The organism is Streptomyces sp. NPDC035033 (genome assembly GCF_040636735.1).
GTDB lineage: Bacteria > Actinomycetota > Actinomycetes > Streptomycetales > Streptomycetaceae > Streptomyces.
Genome location: NZ_JBEZUZ010000007.1, coordinates 38,651 through 54,380 on the forward strand (window position 1 = coordinate 38,651; position 15,730 = coordinate 54,380).

Consider the following 15,730-nt stretch of genomic DNA (forward strand, 5'->3'; position numbering starts at 1 on the left):
CCCGCCCCCCTCGTCACGCCCCCTAGAATTGATCCCAACACCCGGCAGCACCGCCGGGTGGTGACCCGAGGAGCCAACCTTGGCTGCTGAGCTGCACGTCGAGCTGGTCGCCGCGGACCGGAGTGTCTGGTCCGGCGAGGCCACCCTGGTCATCGCGCGTACCACCTCCGGCGACATCGGCGTCATGCCCGGTCACCAGCCGCTGCTCGGTGTGCTGGAGTCGGGCCCGGTGACCATCCGTACGAGCGAGGGCGCCACCGTCGTGGCCGCCGTGCACGGCGGATTCATCTCGTTCGCGGACGACAAGCTGTCGCTGCTGGCCGAGATCGCCGAGCTGTCGGACGAGATCGACACCCAGCGCGCCGAGCGTGCGCTGGAGCGTGCGAAGGCCGACGAGGACGCCGCCGCCGAGCGGCGCGCCGAGGTCCGGCTGCGCGCGGTAGCGGTCCGCTAGCGGACCCGCGACCGAAGAGTAGTGCCCTCAGCCGCGGCACGGCTGGAACGTTCCAGACCGTGCCGCGGCTGAGGCGATGCAGATGCAGGTGGTATTCGGTTCGGCCGGCGGCGCCGGCCACGGGACGCAGCGAGGAGGTCGGTGAAGATGTTCCTCGCGCTGCTCGTGTGCGGCCTGGTCGTCGCACTGGTGGTGATCGGGCTCTTCGTCTTCGGCTTGCGCCGACGGCTGATCCAGCGGGCCGGCGGCACCTTCGACTGCTCCCTGCGCTGGGACGTCCCGGAGGAGCCGGACCTGTCCGGCAAGGGCTGGGTGTACGGAGTGGCCCGGTACAGCGGTGACGAGATCGCCTGGTTCCGGGTCTTCTCGTACGCGCCCCGGCCGCGCCGCTTCCTGGAGCGCTCGGCGATCGTGGCCCTGGAGCGCCGGATGCCGGAGGGCGAGGAGGAGCTGGCGCTCCTCTCCGACTCGGTGATCCAGCCCTGCATGTACAACGGCGTCCGGCTGGAGCTCGCGATGAGCGAGGACGCCCGGACCGGCTTCATGGCCTGGCTGGAGGCGGCGCCGCCCGGCCAGAGGGTGAACGTCGCGTAGTTCTCGCGCACGTACGGAAGCGGGGGACGGTGTGCTGCACCGTCCCCCGCTCCGTCGTACCGGCGGGTGCTAGCTCAGGCCGCTGTTGATGGCGTTGACCAGCTCGCCGTTGCCGGTGTCACCGCTGAACTCCCAGAAGAAGGCTCCGCCGAGGCCCTGGTTCTTGGCCCAGCTCATCTTGGAGGTGACGGTGGCGGGGGTGTCGTAGCTCCACCAGTTGGTGCCGCAGTGGGCGTAGGCGGTGCCGGCGACGGTGCCGTTGGCCGGGCAGGAGGCCTTGAGGACCTTGTAGTCCTCGATGCCCTGCTCGTAGGTGCCCTGCGCCGGGCCGGTCGCCGTGCCGCCGGGGGCGGACTGGGTGACGCCGGTCCAGCCGCGGCCGTAGAAGCCGATGCCGAGCAGCAGCTTGTCGGCCGGGACGCCCTTGGCCTTGAACTTGGCGATCGCCTCGGCGGAGTTGAAGCCCGCCTGCGGGATGCCGGCGTACGAGGTCAGCGGGGAGTGCGGGGCCGTCGGGCCCTTCGCCGCCCAGGCGCCGAAGAAGTCGTACGTCATCACGTTGAGCCAGTCGTAGTACGGCGCGGCGCCGCCGTAGTCGGCGGCGTCGATCTTGCCGCCGGCGGAGGCGTCGGCCGTGACGGCCGCGGTGACCAGGTTGTTCGGGCCGAACTTGGCGCGCATGGCCTGCATCATGGTCTTGAAGGACGCCGGGCCGCTGGTGTCACAGGTGAGACCACAGGCGTTCGGGTACTCCCAGTCCAGGTCGATGCCGTCGAAGACGTCGGCCCAGCGCGGGTCCTCGACCAGGTCGTAGCAGGACTGGGCGAAGGCGGCGGGGTTCTGGACGGCCTGGCCGAAGCCGCCGGACCAGGTCCAGCCGCCGAAGGACCAGAGGACCTTGATGTGCGGGTACGCCTTCTTCAGCTTGCGGAGCTGGTTGAAGTTGCCGCGCAGCGGCTGGTCCCAGGTGTCGGCGACGCCGTCGACGGACTGGTCGGCGGTGTACGCCTTGTCGTAGTCGGCGTAGGCGTCGCCGATGGTGCACTTGCCGCCCTGCACGTTGCCGAAGGCGTAGTTGATGTGGGTGATCTTGGACGCGGAGCCCGAGGTCACGATGTTCTTCACGTGGTAGTTGCGCCCGTAGACGCCCCAGTTGGTGAAGTAGCCCATCTTGACGGTGCCGGGGTTCGGCTGGCCGCCGTCGCCGCCGGTGGTGCGGACGGCGACCGGGCCGGCGGCGGGGCCGGTCTGGTCGGCGGTGTCGCGGGCGACGACGGTGTAGCTGTAGTCGGTGCCGGCGGTGAGGCCCGTGTCGGTGTAGGTCAGGGCCGTGGTGGTGGTGACCTTGGCGCCGTCGCGCAGCACGTCGTAGTTCTTGACGCCCTTGTCGTCGGTGGCCGCGCCCCAGGAGAGCTTCACCGAGGTGTCGGTGACGCCGGAGGCGGTCGGGGTGCCGGGGGCCGAGGGCGGGTTGTCGCCGGGCTGCTGGGTGCCGTCGCAGGAGGCGCCGTTGATCTTGCAGCCGGAGGGGGCGCCGGAGCCGGTGCCGTTGTAGCCGAAGGAGACGGAGGCGCCGGGGGCCAGGGTGCCGTTCCAGCCGACGTTCTTGGCGGTCCAGTGGTCGCCGCTGTTGGTGACGGTGGCGTCCCACGCGGAGGTGACCTTGGTGCCGGAGGGGTAGTCCCACTCCAGGTTCCAGGAGGAGATGGTGGTGGTGCCGGTGTTCTTGATGGTCCAGTTGGCGCCGAAACCGGTGCCCCAGTCCTGGGTCTTGGTATAGGTCGCGGTGACCGAGGTGGCGGCCTCCGCGGGGGAGGCGAGGCCGACCATCGCGGCGAGCGGGAGGGTCAGGGCGGTGAGGCCGGCGGCGGCCTTCGCCTTGAAGCCTCTTCGGCGCGTCGGTGCTTGAGTGCTCAACGGTGCTCCTCAAGTAGCGGACGTTCGGGGTGGGGGTGGTCCGTGGAGAAGTTGCGCGCGCCCCGCGAGCGTAGGAAGGTCTGGACCAATCGTCAAGAGGTCCAGACCAACGTCGGCGCCGTCCGCTCAGACCCCCAACTCGCCCGCCAGGACCGCCGCTTGGACCCGGCTGCGCAGCCCCAGCTTGCTCAGCACCTTGCTGACGTGGGTCTTCACCGTCGCCTCCGCCATGTCCAGCCGTACCGCGATCTCCGCGTTCGACAGGCCCGCGCCCAGCGCCGCCAGCACCTCCCGCTCCCGGGGCGTCAGCCCGTCGAGCACCGCGGGGTCCCTCCGCGCCGGCGGGGCCGAGGAGGCGAACTCGGCGATCAGCCGCCGGGTCACCGCCGGCGCGATCAGCCCCTCGCCCCGCGCCACCGTCCGCACCGCCTCGACCAGCTCCCGCGCGTCCGCGTTCTTCAGCAGGAACCCCGCCGCCCCCGCGCGCAGCGCCCCGAAGACGTACTCGTCCAGGTCGAAGGTGGTCAGCACCAGCACGTCCGCCAGGCCCTCCGCCACCACCAGGCGGGTCGCCGTCACCCCGTCCATCCGGGGCATCTGCACGTCCATCAGCACCAGGTCCGGCCGCAGCTCCCGGGCCAGCTCCACCGCCCGCTCCCCGTCCTCGGCCTCCCCGACCACCTCGACGTCCGGCGCGCTGCCCAGGATCAGCACGAGCCCCGCCCGTACCGCGGCCTGGTCCTCGGCCACCACCACCCGCACCGTCATGCCCGCTCCTCCTCGCTCACGTCCACGGGCAGCACCGCGCGCACCCGCCACACCTTCCCGCCCCCGTCCGCCGCCACCGGGCCGGCCTCCAGCTCCCCGCCGAGCAGCGCCACCCGCTCCCGCATGCCCACCAGTCCTGCCCCCGAGCCCGGCGCCCGCGGCCCCGGCCGCTCCCCGTACGGGCTCGTCACCGTCACCGTCAGCGCCCCGCCCCCGCGCGCCAGCGCCACCCGCACCTCACCGGGGGCCGCGTGCTTGAGCGCGTTCGTCAGCGACTCCTGCGCGATCCGGTACGTGGCCAGCTCCACCGGCGCCGGCAGCCCCGGCCCGTCCCGGCGGGCGTCGTCCAGGACGAAGCGCAGCCCGCTCGCCGCGCCGTTCGCCTCCGCCTGCGCCACCAGCGCGTCCAGCCCCGCCAGGGTCGCCGTCGCGGCCGGCTCGCCCGCCGCCCCGCTGTCCCGGAGCAGACCGATCAGCCGCCGCATCTCCGCGAGCCCCGCCACGCTGTTCTCCCGGATCACGGTGAGCGCCTGCCGGGTGGTGGCCGGGTCGTCGAGGGAGAGCGCGGCCGTCGAGTGGATCGCGATCGCCGAGAGGTGGTTGGCCACCATGTCGTGCAGCTCCCGCGCCATCCGGGCCCGCTCCGCCACCACCGCCTGCGCCCGGTCCATCTCGGCCAGCAGCGCGGTCTGCTCCGCGCGCAGCCGGGCGGACTCCGCCGCGTCCCGGTGGTTGCGCACGATCGACCCGGTGACGGCGGGCAGGAACGAGACCATGCCGGTGAGCGCGCCGACGAGCAGCGCGATCGCGTTCTGCCACCAGACCAGGAAGACCGCCGTGACGCCGACCGTCAGCAGGGCGGTGGCGTACGGGACGCGGCGCGCCTGGGCCGGCGTGCCGTAGAGGACGGAGGCGTAGACGACGTCGGTGAACATCAGCACCGTGGCCAGGTTCCCGTTGGTGAGCTGGTCGCCGGCCATCGCCAGCGTGCCCACCACCAGCGCGGTGTGCGGCGCCGCCCGGCGGACCGCCTCCATCGCGGCCAGCACGGCCAGCGGGATCAGCGGCGCCCACTCCTGGGGGAAGGGCCGGCCGCCCGTCGTGTACAGCCCGTACGACCACAGCAGCAGGCCGCCGGCGAGCCCGGCGAGGGCGATGAGCAGATCGACGCGGTGCGGGCGGGGGAGGGTCACGTACCCATCCAACACGTCCGCCGGCCCCCGGACCTCGGCGTCCGGGCCGATCCGCGGGCGCCGGCGCCTCCGTCGAAGGATGTAGACGCGTTTCCTCACCGGCGACGACGAACCGGGCCCGTCCGCACGGGAGGCTGGGAGGGTCCCGACGGGGGAAGCGAAAGGGGAAGCGTCGTGATCGTCACGATGATCGTCGTCTGCGAGGTGGGGTTCTGGGTCCTGCTGGCCGCCGGACTCACCGCGCGCTACCTGCTGCGCATGCCCAGGCTGGGCGCGGCGCTGCTGCTGTGCGAGCCGCTCCTGGAGGTCCTGCTCCTCGTGGTCTCCGCGATCGACCTGAAGAACGGCGCGGAGCCGAGCTGGCGGCACGGCCTCGCCGCGATCTACATCGGCTACACCGTGGGCCACGGCCACCGCACCGTGAAGTGGCTCGACGGCCACGCCGCCCACCGGTTCGGCGGCGCCCCGCCGCCGCCGAAGCCGCCCCGCTACGGCATGGCCCGCGCCCGCCACGAGGGGCAGATCTGGCTCGGCACGGTGGTGGCCGGCTCCGTCGCCTCCGCCCTCCTGCTCGCCGCGGTCTGGTACGTCGGCGACGCCGGTGACGTCTCGAAGCTGGAGGCCTCGATCGCCGGCGTCTGGCGGGCGGTCGGCATCCACGGCCTGATCGTGCTCAGCTACACGGTCTGGCCGAAGAGGGAGCCGGAGGGCGCGACGGGGGAGAAGGAGCGGTCAGCGGTCGCCGCCCGGGACCCAGAGCACGTCCCCGACCTCCTTGTTGGCCACCCGGGCCAGGATGAAAAGAAGGTCTGACAGCCGGTTGAGGTACGTGGCGGTGAGCGGGTTCATCGTCTCGCCGTGCACCTCCAGGGCCGCCCAGGTCGAGCGCTCGGCCCGCCGGACCACCGTGCACGCCTGGTGCAGCAGCGCCGCGCCGGGCGTGCCGCCGGGCAGGATGAAGGAGCGCAGCTTCTCCAGCTCCTCCAGGAAGCGGTCGCAGTCCGCCTCCAGCTTGTCGACGTACGCCTGCTCCACCCGCAGCGGCGGGTACTCCGGGTTCTCGACCACCGGCGTGGCGAGGTCGGCGCCCACGTCGAAGAGGTCGTTCTGGACCCGGGTGAGGACGGTGACGACCTCCTCCTCCAGGTGCCCCAGCGCGAGCGCGGTGCCGATGACGGCGTTGGCCTCGTTGGCGTCCGCGTAGGCCGCGATCCGGAGGTCGGTCTTGGCGGTGCGGCTCATGTCGCCCAGGGCCGTCGTGCCCCGGTCGCCGGTGCGGGTGTAGATGCGCGTCAGATTGACCATGGGCCCAGCCTAGTGACGCCCCCGCCCGCCGCGCCTGTCGCGAGTGTGACGTCCGTCAAAGACAGCGTGACGCGCATTACTTCACGGTCACATGGCGCCCCGCGCCCGCTAATCTCCGCCGAGGAGCCAGAAGTGAACAGGCGTTAAGGGGTGGAATTCGTGGCTGGGAAGCTCGCCGTCATCGGGGCCGGACTCATGGGGTCCGGCATCGCTCAGGTCTCGGCGCAGGCCGGCTGGGACGTCGTCCTGCGGGACGTCACCGACGCCGCCCTCGCCCGGGGCACCGACGGCATCGAGGCGTCGTACGAGAAGTTCGTCGCGAAGGGCAAGCTGGACGCCGCCGACGCGGAGGCCGCCCTCGGCCGCATCACCGCCACCACCGACCTCGACGCCGTCGCCGACGCCGACGTCGTCATCGAGGCCGTCTTCGAGAAGATCGAGGTCAAGCACGAGATCTTCCGCTCCCTCGACAAGATCGCCAAGGACGGCGCGGTCCTCGCCTCCAACACCTCCGCCATCCCGATCACCAAGATCGCCGCGGTGACGGAGCGCCCCGAGGCCGTCGTGGGCGTCCACTTCTTCTCGCCGGTCCCGATGATGCGGCTCGTCGAGCTCGTCCGCGGCCACAAGACGAGCGACGCCACCCTCGCCGCCGCCCGCTCCTTCGCCGAGTCCGTCGGCAAGACCTGCATCGTCGTCAACCGCGACGTCGCCGGCTTCGTCACCACCCGCCTGATCTCCGCCCTCGTCGTCGAGGCCGCCAAGCTGTACGAGTCGGGCGTCGCCACCGCCGAGGACATCGACCTCGCCTGCAAGCTGGGCTTCGGCCACGCCATGGGCCCGCTCGCCACCGCCGACCTCACCGGCGTCGACATCCTCGTCAACGCCACGGGCAACATCTACGCCGAGACGCAGGACGAGAAGTTCGCCCCGCCGGAGCTGATGCGCCGGATGGTGGACGCGGGTGACATCGGCCGCAAGAGCGGGCAGGGCTTTTACAAGTACTGAGCTCTGGGCGCCACACCACCTCACTCCATGGAGTGAATTCAGGTATCGGTTCGACGACAAGGCGCAACGTATCTGCCGAGGCAGCAGTCAGTTGTTGCGAAGACGGAGCATTTCCCGGGGAGCGACTATGCACATCAGGGGCGACCATGCCGAGCTGGTCGTCGGGGGCCGCCTCGACGTCCGGAGCGCGGCGGACGCCCGTACGGTCCTGCACTCGGCCGTCGACGACGGCGTCGGCGACCTGGTGCTCGACCTGACCGGACTCGACTCCTGGGACGCGACCGGCCTCGGCGTCATCATGGGCGCCCACCGGCGGGCCGGCCGCTGCGGCCGCCGGCTCGTCCTGCGCGGGGTGCCGCCGCAGATGCAGCGGCTCCTCGTCGCCACCCGCCTCCACCGCATCCTCGCGATCGAGGGCGGCCTCGCGCTGGAGTCCCTGCCCCGCGTCTGAACGGACGGCGGCGGCCCGGGCACCGGTGTGAACGCGGGCCCGCCGTCTGTGAAGCCCCTGTGCGAACCAGGCGTCACGCTCAATCCTCACAAGACCGTGACGTCTTGGTCTCCACGGCACCCCGCCTGTTCCCGGGCGTCCGGCGACCGTCTAGGGTTCGGTCGCCCGCACCCGACGACGAACCCGCCCGGCGGGCTCCGCACCACCGCTCTTGGGGGCTTTGACCATGGACCCGATACACCGGGGGCCGGACGAGTCCGGTCACGACGCCGCGGCCGAGGACGCCCGCCCCGCAGCCCTGCCCGACCGCGCCGCCGCGCCCGCCCGCGCCCGCGTCACCCGGATCGTCTCCGGCGGCCTCCTGCTCACCGTCAACCCCGTCGACGGCAGCGAGATCGAGGCGTGCCCGCCCGGCGAGGAGCCCCCCGCCGCCCGCCGCCGCACCCCCGAGGAGCGCGCCGAGGCCGCCCGCGCCGCCGCCGCGCCCGTGCCGCCCGGCCCCGCCGCCCCCGGGCTGCCCCTCCTGGAGCGCGACGAACAGCGCGCCCGGCTCACCGAGACCCTCACCCGCGGCCGCTCCGCCCGGCTCACCGGCCCCGACGGCTCCGGCCGCACCGCCCTCCTCGACGCCGTCGCCGCCGACTGCGCCGACCTCGCCCCCGACGGCGTCGTCCGCCTCTCCGGCCACCACCGCACCACCGGCGAACTCCTCCACGAGCTCCGCGCCGCCGTCCTGCACGCCCCCCACCACCGGCCCGACCGCGACGGCCTGCGCGCCGACCTCGCCGGCGTCGGCGCCGTCGTCGTCGTCGACGACCTGGAGTTCGGCGGCGCCGCCCTCGACGAACTCCTCGCCGCCGCCCCCGAGTGCGCCTTCCTGCTCGCCGCCGCCCCCGGCGTCCCCGCGCCCTCCGCCGAGGCCCGCGTCGAGGAGGTCGCCCTCCCCGGCCTCGGCCGCGCCGCCTCCCTCGCCCTCCTGGAGGCCGCCGTCGGCCGCCGCCTCACCGACGAGGAGGCCAACTGGGCCGGCGACCTCTGGTTCGAGTCCGAGGGCCTGCCGCTCCGCTTCGTCCAGGCCGGCGCCCTGCTCCGGCAGCGCGACCGGCTGCGCGTCACCCCCGCCGAGTTCGACGCCTTCGGCGCCCTGGAGGAGGCCTTCGGCCCGTCGGGCGCGGCCCCCGCCGGGCCCGCGCCCGCCCCCGACCCGTACGAGGACCCGGACGTCGAGCTCCACGACGTGCCGCTGCCCAGCCTCGGCGAGGGCGCCGCGCCCGCCGCGCTGCTCGCCTCCCGGCTCAGCCGCGCCGCCCAGACCACCCTCCGCTTCGCCGTCGCCCTCGGCGGCGAGGTCCCGCACCACGCCCACCTCCCGGCGCTCGTCGGCGACACCCACGCCGACGCCGCCCTCGGCGAACTCCGCGCCTGCGGCCTCCTCAGCCCCGTCGGCCCCCGGCACCGGCTCGCGAGCGGCGTCCTCACCCAGCTCCTCGCCCACGGCTACGGCCTCGACGCCGCCGACCGCCTCCACACCGCCGCCCAGCACTACGCCTGGTGGGCCGGCCACCCCTCCGTCGGCCCCGAGCGGGCCGCCGCCGAGTCCGACGCCCTCCTCGCCGCCCTCGCCGCCCTCGTCAGCGGCGAGACCGGCCCGGGCGCCGGCGACGAGACCGCCGCCGAGCACCGGACCACCGCCGTCGCCCTCGCCCGGGCCGCCGCCCCCGCCTTCGCCGCCGGCCTCCACTGGGGCGCCTGGGAGCGCGCCCTGCGCTCCGGCCAGGAGGCCGCCCGGCTCGCCGGGGACGTCGCCGAGGAGGCGTACTTCCACCACGAGCTCGGCGTCCTCGCCCTCTGCGCCGGCAACCTCGCCCGCGCCCGCGCCGAACTGGAGGCCTCCATCGGCCTGCGCGGCGTCCTCGCCGACAAGCGGGGCACCGTCGCCGGCCGCCGGGCCCTCGCCCTCGTCGCCGACCTCACCCGCGAACGGGAGCCCGCCCCGGCCCCGCCGCCGGCCCGCGCCGACTCCCCGCCCCGCGGCCTGCCCGCCGTCCGCGCCGCCGCCCCGGCCCCGCGGACCCCCGCCGAACCGCCGACCGAGCCGCTGCCGCCGGTCCCCGCCGGCGCCACCGCCCCGGCCGCCGCGCCGCCCGGCTTCCCGGCCTTCCCGGACTTCGCCGACCAGGGCCCCACCCTCATCACCCGCTCCGACGCCACCCCCGAGGCCCCGCCGCGCAAGGGCCTCGCGGCGGGCATCCTCACCGGCACCCGCCGCAACCTCGCGGCCGTCGGCGCCGGCGTGCTCCTCGTCGCCGTGCTCGGCACGGTCGTCACCCTCGGCGCCACCTCCGGCACCGACGACACGCCCACCTCCGGCACCGTCTCCACCGACAGTACCGCCGACCAGGGCGGCGACGAGGTCCCCGGCACCGAGGACGGGGCCCCGGCCGAGAGCGGCACCGACGCCCCGACCGGGACCGGCACGCCCACCACCTCCGGCTCGCCCGGCCCCACCACCTCCGGCGCGGCCCCGACCACCGGCACCGCCGACCCGACGGCGACCGGCTCCCCGTCGGCCTCCGCCACCTCGGACCCCGCGGCCCCGTCGTCGAGCGCGCCGGGACCGACGCAGCCGCCGACGACGACACCGGGGCGGCCCACGACGACCGGTCCGTCGGCGACGCAGCCGCCGACCTCGCCCACGGAGACGACTCCGCCGGCCACGCCCACCACGCCGCCCACCACCTCGCCGGAGCCCCCTCCGACGACGACCCCGACCACCCCGCCGACCACGGAAACGGGGACCGCCCCTCCGCCGGTGGAGCAGGCGCCGAGCAACTCCGCCTCCTCCACCCTCGACGGCGCCCCCTCCGCCTCCGACGACCCCCCGGTGGCCTGAGACCGCGAAGGGGACGGCCCCGGACGCTCAGCGCGTCCGGGGCCGTCCCCTCCGTCGTACCGCCCGGCTCAGAAGAGCCGCAGCTTGTCGTCCTCGATGCCGCGCAGGGCGTCGTAGTCGAGCACCACGCAGCCGATGCCGCGGTCCGTCGCGAGGACCCGCGCCTGCGGCTTGATCTCCTGGGCCGCGAAGATCCCCTTCACCGGGGCGAGGTGCGGATCGCGGTTGAGCAGCTCCAGATAGCGGGTCAGCTGCTCGACGCCGTCGATCTCGCCGCGCCGCTTGATCTCGACCGCGACCGTGGCCCCGTCCGCGTCCCGGCAGAGGATGTCCACCGGCCCGATCGCCGTCGGGTACTCGCGGCGGACCAGCGTCCAGCCCTCGCCGAGCGTCTCGATCCGGTCGGCCAGCAGCTCCTGGAGGTGCGCCTCGACGCCGTCCTTGATGAGGCCCGGGTCCACGCCCAGTTCGTGGGACGAGTCGTGGAGGATCTCCTCCATCGTGATGATCAGTTTCTCGCCCGCTTTGTTGATCACGGTCCAGACGCCGGCCTCACCGTCGGCCCCCTCCTTGAGGGTGCACGGCGGCGACATCCAGTTGAGGGGTTTGTACGCCCGGTCGTCCGCGTGGATGGAGACGCTGCCGTCTGCCTTGATCAGGATCAGACGGGGCGCGGAGGGCAGGTGGGCCGTGAGCCGACCCGCGTAGTCCACGGAACAACGGGCAATGACGAGACGCATGGTCGCCCACGCTACAAGAGGAGCGCCCTTCTCCGCGATTCGGGCATCGGTGTGAGCCGAACACCCGTCGTTTATCGGCCTGTTGTGTGCCCAATCGCCTGGTGCGGGCCGGACCGCGCGCTTACCGTGGAAGCTGGAGGTCGTCGTCCGTGCACGCTGCGTGGCGTACGTCGCCCTTCGGCCCTGCCCGCACAGACCCCGTCCGCGGGGTCGCGAGAGGAGAACCCATGTCGCTCGACGTCTCACCGGCACTGTTGGAACAGGCCGAGCGAGGCGAGGTCGACGAAGCCGCCTTCGTCGACTGCGTCCGGACCTCCCTGCCCTACGCGTGGGAGATGATCAGTTCTCTGGTGGCCCAGCTGGAGGTCGAAGGCGGAGAGTTCGCCGACAACCAGACGCCGCCGCCGAACGAGCAGGCACGTGGTCAGCTGCTGCGCGCGCTGGCGAGCGACGCGATCCGCGGGGCGCTCCAGCGCCACTTCGGAGTGCGTCTGGCCTTCCAGAACTGCCACCGCGTGGCGGTCTTCCCCCTGGACCCGGCGGTGGACGAGCGGCTCGCCCGCTTCACCTCGATCCGGGGACAGCTGCTCAACCAGTCGCCGGAGCTCCGCGACTGCTGAGGCCCGACCGCCACCACCGGGATCCATCGGGACTTGATGCCGCCGCCCCGCGTCACAAAGAACCGCGAACGGTGCGCGCCGACGCGCGCCGCGCGCGGGGACGCCGGAGCGGCGGCAGGCCCCGGTCCTCACCCCAGCAGGGGGAGGACCTCGGCGCCCAGCCGCCGCAGGTTCTCCTCGGTGCCGGCCAGGTCGCCGGAGCCCTCGGCGAGCAGCGCGAAGCGGGTGATGCCGGTGCGCTCGGAGGTCGCCGCGAGCCGGTCCGCCGCCAGCGCGGGGGTGCCGACCGGGTGCAGCGAGCAGAGCAGCTCGGTGTACGCCACCGGGTCCCGCATCGCCCGGTGCCGGCCGTCCACCGTCACGTGCGCGTCCAGGCCCTGCTTCAGCCAGCCCGGCATCGCCTTCACCAGGGTCTCCGCCGCCTCCTGCGGACGGTCCGCGAGCTGCGCCACGCCCGCGGAGACGTGGCCGGCGCTGATCCGCGCGACCTCGTCCGGATCCCGGCCCGCCTCCCGCGCCCAGCGTGCCCAGGCCGCGACCATCTCCGCCTTCTCCTCGTCGCCGCAGTGCATGCCCAGCAGCATCGGCAGCCCGCGCTCGGCCGCGAGCCGTACGCTCTTCTGCGAGGTGCAGGCCACGACCACCTCCGGCGACGCCTCGCCGCCGATCAGCTCGCCGGCCCGGGGCACCACCGGCACCTCACGGAAGGAGAATCGTTCGCCCTCGGCACCCACGCGGGGCTCGGTGAGCCAGCGCAGCAACAGGTCCAGGGCCTCCGGGAAGCCGCGCTCGTACGCCTCCAGGCCCGCGCCGAAGACCTCCAGGTCCACCCAGGGGCCGCCGCGGCCCACCCCGAGGGTGAACCTGCCGCCGGAGACGACGTGCAGCAGCGCCGCCTGCTCGCCGAGGGCGACCGGGTGGACGGTCGGCAGCACGCTCACCGCCGTGCCCACCCGCAGCCGCCGGGTGCGGCCCAGCAGCAGCGCCGCCAGGGTCACCGCCGACGGGCAGACGCCGTACGGCACGAAGTGGTGCTCGGCCAGCCAGACCGAGTCCAGGCCCGCCTCCTCGGCCACCTCGGCCGTCCGCACCGCCCGGTGCAGCGCCTCTCCCTGGCCCTGGCCCGGAAACTGTGCCGCCAGAACGAACGTTCCTACCCGCATCGTCTTCTGCCTCCTCGCGGCCGACGCGTTCTCTCCCCCCGGTACCGGCATCAACGCCTGACACGTGCCAAAGGCAACGGCCCCGCATGAAGTTCTTGCGATTTTCGGTCCGGCCCTCCGGACCGGGGCCCCGCGCACCACGTCGCGGCCCGTACGCTGGAGGGAACGGTCCGTGTTCCCCGACCCCGTGAGGTGTGCTGTGTCACCGCGTCACAACCGTTCCCGCCGCGGCCCCAGGCCCGAGGCCCAGGACGACCGCGACGACCGGTACGGCGGCTCCCAGCGCACCGAGTCCTGGCAGGGCGAGGAGTGGTACGTCCGGCTCGTCGCCGGCGCCAGCTCCCCGGGCAAGCGCTACCGCTGCCCCGGCTGCGACCAGGAGATCCCGGCCGGCGCCCCGCACGTCGTCGCCTGGCCCGAGTACGGCGGCGTCGACGACCGCCGCCACTGGCACAAGGCCTGCTGGAACGCGAAGGACCGCCGCACCACCCGGGTGCAGCGGTCCCGCAACGCGCCGAAGTACTGAGCCCCGGCGGGCCTCAGACGTCCCGGCTGTTCAGCAGCGCGTAGGCGGCCCCGAGGACCACCGCGGTGATCCCCGCCAGGGTCAACAGCGCCTCCCAGCCCGCCGGACCGCTCTCCGAGAACGGCGGCCGCGCGCTGTACAGCGCGATCATCTGCGACGGCACCGAGTAGGTGAACAGCACCTCCCGGAGCCCCTCCAGCGCCGGCGAGAACATGAACAGGGCCGCCACCAGCGGCAGCAGCAGCACCCCGATCATCACGGTGATCGCCCCGGCCGAGTGCCGCACCAGCGCCCCGACCGCCATCGACAGCAGCCCGAGCACGGCCAGGAAGCCGGCCGCACCGACCGTGGCCCGCGCCCACTCCGCGCCCGTCGGCTCCGCCGCGTCCACCATCGCCACCTGCGCCGTCGCCACCGCGAACGCGACGACCAGCGTCACCGTGAAGACCAGCAGGAAGAAGACGACCGCCTTCGCGGTCAGCACCCGGGCCCGGCTCGGGCACGCCGTCAGCGTGGTCCGGATCATCCCCGTGCCGTACTCGGACGAGATGGTCAGCACGCCCAGCGTGATCACGCAGATCGACGCGGGCAGCATCCCGAAGAAGCCCAGCGACAGCGCCGACTCCTCGCCCACCCCGCCCTCGCCGCTCGCGACCGCACCCACGCCGAGGCCGATCAGCAGCATCAGCAGGACCATCGTCCCCAGCGTCCACATCGTCGACCGCACCGAGCGGATCTTCGTCCACTCCGAGGCGAGCGCGTCCCCGAGGTGCGCCCGGCGGACCGGGATGGGGGAGACGTAGCCGTACGGCGGGGGAGGCGTCGGGGTCGGGGTCGGAGCGGTCATCGGGCGTCCTCGGTGGTGTCGCTCTGCTTCTGGAGGCTCGGCTGCGGCGTGCCCGGCGCGGCCGGGGCCGCGGGAGCCGGCGGCTGCGGGGCGGCGGCGTACGGGTTCCGGTCGGGCGGCGGCGGGGCGTACCAGCCCTGCTGCGGCACGTCCGCCGGGACCGGCGGCTGCGGCGGCAGCCCGTACCCCGGCTGCCCGGGCTGCGGCGGGGCCTGGAGGTGGGCCAGCTTGTCGTCGCTGGAGCGGTAGTCCACCGCGCCCTGCGTCAGCCGCATGTACGCCTCCTCCAGCGAGGCCTGGTGCGGGGACAGCTCCCAGAGCCGTACGTCCGCCCCGTGCGCCAGGTCGCTGATCCTCGGCAGCGGCAGACCGGTGACGCGCAGCGCCCCGTCCGGCTCGGAGAGGACCTGGCCGCCGGCCTCGACGAGTACCCCGGAGAGCTTCTCCCGCTGCCCGGGCTCGGCGTCCGGGACGCGGACCCGGGCGAAGTCCGCCGAGTTCGCCGAGATGAACTGCTTCACCGGCATGTCGGAGAGCAACTGGCCCCGGCCGATCACGATCAGGTGGTCGGCCGTCAGCGCCATCTCGCTCATGAGGTGGCTGGAGACGAAGACCGTGCGGCCCTCGGCGGCCAGCTTCTTCATCAGGTTCCGCACCCAGAGGATGCCCTCCGGGTCCAGGCCGTTGACCGGCTCGTCGAAGAGCAGCACCTGCGGGTCGCCGAGCAGCGCCGCCGCGATGCCGAGCCGCTGGCCCATGCCGAGCGAGAAGCCCTTGGAGCGGCGCTTCGCCACGTCCTGGAGGCCCACCACGCCCAGCACCTCGTCGACCCGGCGGGCCGGGATGCCCGCCAGCTGGGCCAGCGACAGGAGGTGGTTGCGGGCGCTGCGGCCGCCGTGCACGGCCTTGGCGTCGAGGAGGGCGCCGACCTGCCGGGGCGCGTTCGGCAGCTCCCGGAAGGGGTGGCCGCCGATCGTCACGTGGCCGGCCGTGGGGGTGTCCAGGCCGAGGATCATGCGCATGGTGGTCGACTTGCCGGAGCCGTTCGGTCCCAGGAAGCCCGTGACGACGCCCGGCCTCACCTGGAAGGAAAGGTTGTACACGGCCGTCTTGGCGCCGTAGCGCTTGGTCAGGCCGACTGCCTCGATCATTCTCCAGCCCCATCGACAGGTCGGTGGTGTGCGACCGGGGCACGACGGCGCGCGGCCGCGAGGTCCCCGTACGAGTCAGGAGCTTATCCAGCCGTTGACG

Annotated in this window: 16 protein-coding genes; 8 read left to right on the forward strand and 8 right to left on the reverse strand. The window is 73.9% G+C overall.

Translation table 11 applies throughout. From position 1 onward, the window contains the following. Positions 1-79 precede the first annotated feature (79 nt). Positions 80-454 carry a F0F1 ATP synthase subunit epsilon gene (locus AB0E83_RS05205; RefSeq protein ID WP_282693264.1) on the forward strand — a complete coding sequence of 125 codons (375 nt, stop codon included), beginning with the start codon at positions 80-82 and terminating at the stop codon, positions 452-454. Between the two features lie 147 nt (positions 455-601). Then, positions 602-1,048, forward strand: coding sequence for a DUF2550 domain-containing protein (locus tag AB0E83_RS05210; RefSeq protein ID WP_150233122.1), 447 nt, complete (start codon positions 602-604; stop codon positions 1,046-1,048). 69 nt (positions 1,049-1,117) lie between these two features. On the opposite strand, the gene AB0E83_RS05215 is transcribed toward AB0E83_RS05210, so the two are convergent. The 3 genes from AB0E83_RS05215 to AB0E83_RS05225 all read right to left on the reverse strand — a co-directional run bounded on the left by AB0E83_RS05215 (position 1,118) and on the right by AB0E83_RS05225 (position 4,926). Continuing rightward, on the reverse strand, positions 1,118-2,878 hold the full coding sequence (locus AB0E83_RS05215) for a glycoside hydrolase family 18 chitinase (protein ID WP_362106288.1): 1,761 nt from the start codon (positions 2,876-2,878) through the stop codon (positions 1,118-1,120). Positions 2,879-3,091: 213 nt separating this feature from the next. Continuing rightward, entirely contained in the window at positions 3,092-3,733 is a 642-nt protein-coding gene (locus AB0E83_RS05220) for a response regulator transcription factor (protein ID WP_362106116.1), read from the reverse strand. After that, complete coding sequence (locus tag AB0E83_RS05225) at positions 3,730-4,926, reverse strand: histidine kinase (RefSeq protein WP_362106119.1); 1,197 nt, start codon at positions 4,924-4,926, stop codon at positions 3,730-3,732. Before AB0E83_RS05225 ends, AB0E83_RS05220 begins: the two co-directional genes overlap by 4 nt. Before the next feature lie 174 nt (positions 4,927-5,100). Here AB0E83_RS05225 and AB0E83_RS05230 point away from each other — a divergent pair, with 174 nt between their 5' ends. Next, positions 5,101-5,739: a hypothetical protein gene (locus AB0E83_RS05230; protein ID WP_362106122.1), complete on the forward strand. Its 639-nt coding sequence runs from the start codon at positions 5,101-5,103 to the stop codon at positions 5,737-5,739. Here AB0E83_RS05230 and AB0E83_RS05235 read toward each other — a convergent pair. Continuing rightward, the gene (locus AB0E83_RS05235; RefSeq protein ID WP_362106125.1) at positions 5,659-6,231 is read right to left on the reverse strand and encodes a cob(I)yrinic acid a,c-diamide adenosyltransferase; all 573 of its coding nucleotides are present in this window, start codon (positions 6,229-6,231) and stop codon (positions 5,659-5,661) included. The two genes, AB0E83_RS05230 and AB0E83_RS05235, sit on opposite strands and share 81 nt — an antisense overlap. A gap of 159 nt (positions 6,232-6,390) precedes the next feature. On the opposite strand from AB0E83_RS05235, the gene AB0E83_RS05240 reads away from it, so the two are divergent. From AB0E83_RS05240 to AB0E83_RS05250, 3 genes are all read left to right on the forward strand, one after another. Next, complete coding sequence (locus AB0E83_RS05240) at positions 6,391-7,239, forward strand: 3-hydroxyacyl-CoA dehydrogenase family protein (RefSeq protein WP_362106128.1); 849 nt, start codon at positions 6,391-6,393, stop codon at positions 7,237-7,239. 127 nt (positions 7,240-7,366) lie between these two features. Beyond that, entirely contained in the window at positions 7,367-7,690 is a 324-nt protein-coding gene (locus AB0E83_RS05245) for an STAS domain-containing protein (protein WP_188269246.1), read from the forward strand. Positions 7,691-7,916: 226 nt separating this feature from the next. Continuing rightward, positions 7,917-10,583 (forward strand): ATP-binding protein, encoded by a 2,667-nt coding sequence (locus AB0E83_RS05250; protein WP_362106131.1) that lies wholly within the window; start codon positions 7,917-7,919, stop codon positions 10,581-10,583. Between the two features lie 68 nt (positions 10,584-10,651). On the opposite strand, the gene nucS is transcribed toward AB0E83_RS05250, so the two are convergent. Beyond that, on the reverse strand, positions 10,652-11,323 hold the full coding sequence (gene nucS / locus AB0E83_RS05255) for an endonuclease NucS (RefSeq protein WP_362106134.1): 672 nt from the start codon (positions 11,321-11,323) through the stop codon (positions 10,652-10,654). 227 nt (positions 11,324-11,550) lie between these two features. On the opposite strand from nucS, the gene AB0E83_RS05260 reads away from it, so the two are divergent. Then, positions 11,551-11,943: an SCO5389 family protein gene (locus tag AB0E83_RS05260; protein ID WP_362106136.1), complete on the forward strand. Its 393-nt coding sequence runs from the start codon at positions 11,551-11,553 to the stop codon at positions 11,941-11,943. A 128-nt stretch (positions 11,944-12,071) separates the two neighbouring features. Here the strand turns inward: AB0E83_RS05260 and AB0E83_RS05265 are convergent, their stop codons facing one another. Further along, positions 12,072-13,106, reverse strand: a complete 1,035-nt coding sequence (locus AB0E83_RS05265; RefSeq protein WP_362106139.1) for an LLM class flavin-dependent oxidoreductase — start codon at positions 13,104-13,106, stop codon at positions 12,072-12,074. Positions 13,107-13,305: 199 nt separating this feature from the next. On the opposite strand from AB0E83_RS05265, the gene AB0E83_RS05270 reads away from it, so the two are divergent. Continuing rightward, a complete protein-coding gene (locus AB0E83_RS05270) occupies positions 13,306-13,632 on the forward strand; it encodes an ATP/GTP-binding protein (RefSeq protein WP_362106142.1) in 327 nt (108 codons plus the stop codon). 13 nt (positions 13,633-13,645) lie between these two features. Here the strand turns inward: AB0E83_RS05270 and AB0E83_RS05275 are convergent, their stop codons facing one another. Then, positions 13,646-14,479 carry an ABC transporter permease gene (locus AB0E83_RS05275; RefSeq protein ID WP_362106145.1) on the reverse strand — a complete coding sequence of 278 codons (834 nt, stop codon included), beginning with the start codon at positions 14,477-14,479 and terminating at the stop codon, positions 13,646-13,648. Continuing rightward, positions 14,476-15,630, reverse strand: coding sequence for an ATP-binding cassette domain-containing protein (locus AB0E83_RS05280; protein WP_362106148.1), 1,155 nt, complete (start codon positions 15,628-15,630; stop codon positions 14,476-14,478). Before AB0E83_RS05280 ends, AB0E83_RS05275 begins: the two co-directional genes overlap by 4 nt. Positions 15,631-15,730 lie beyond the last annotated feature (100 nt).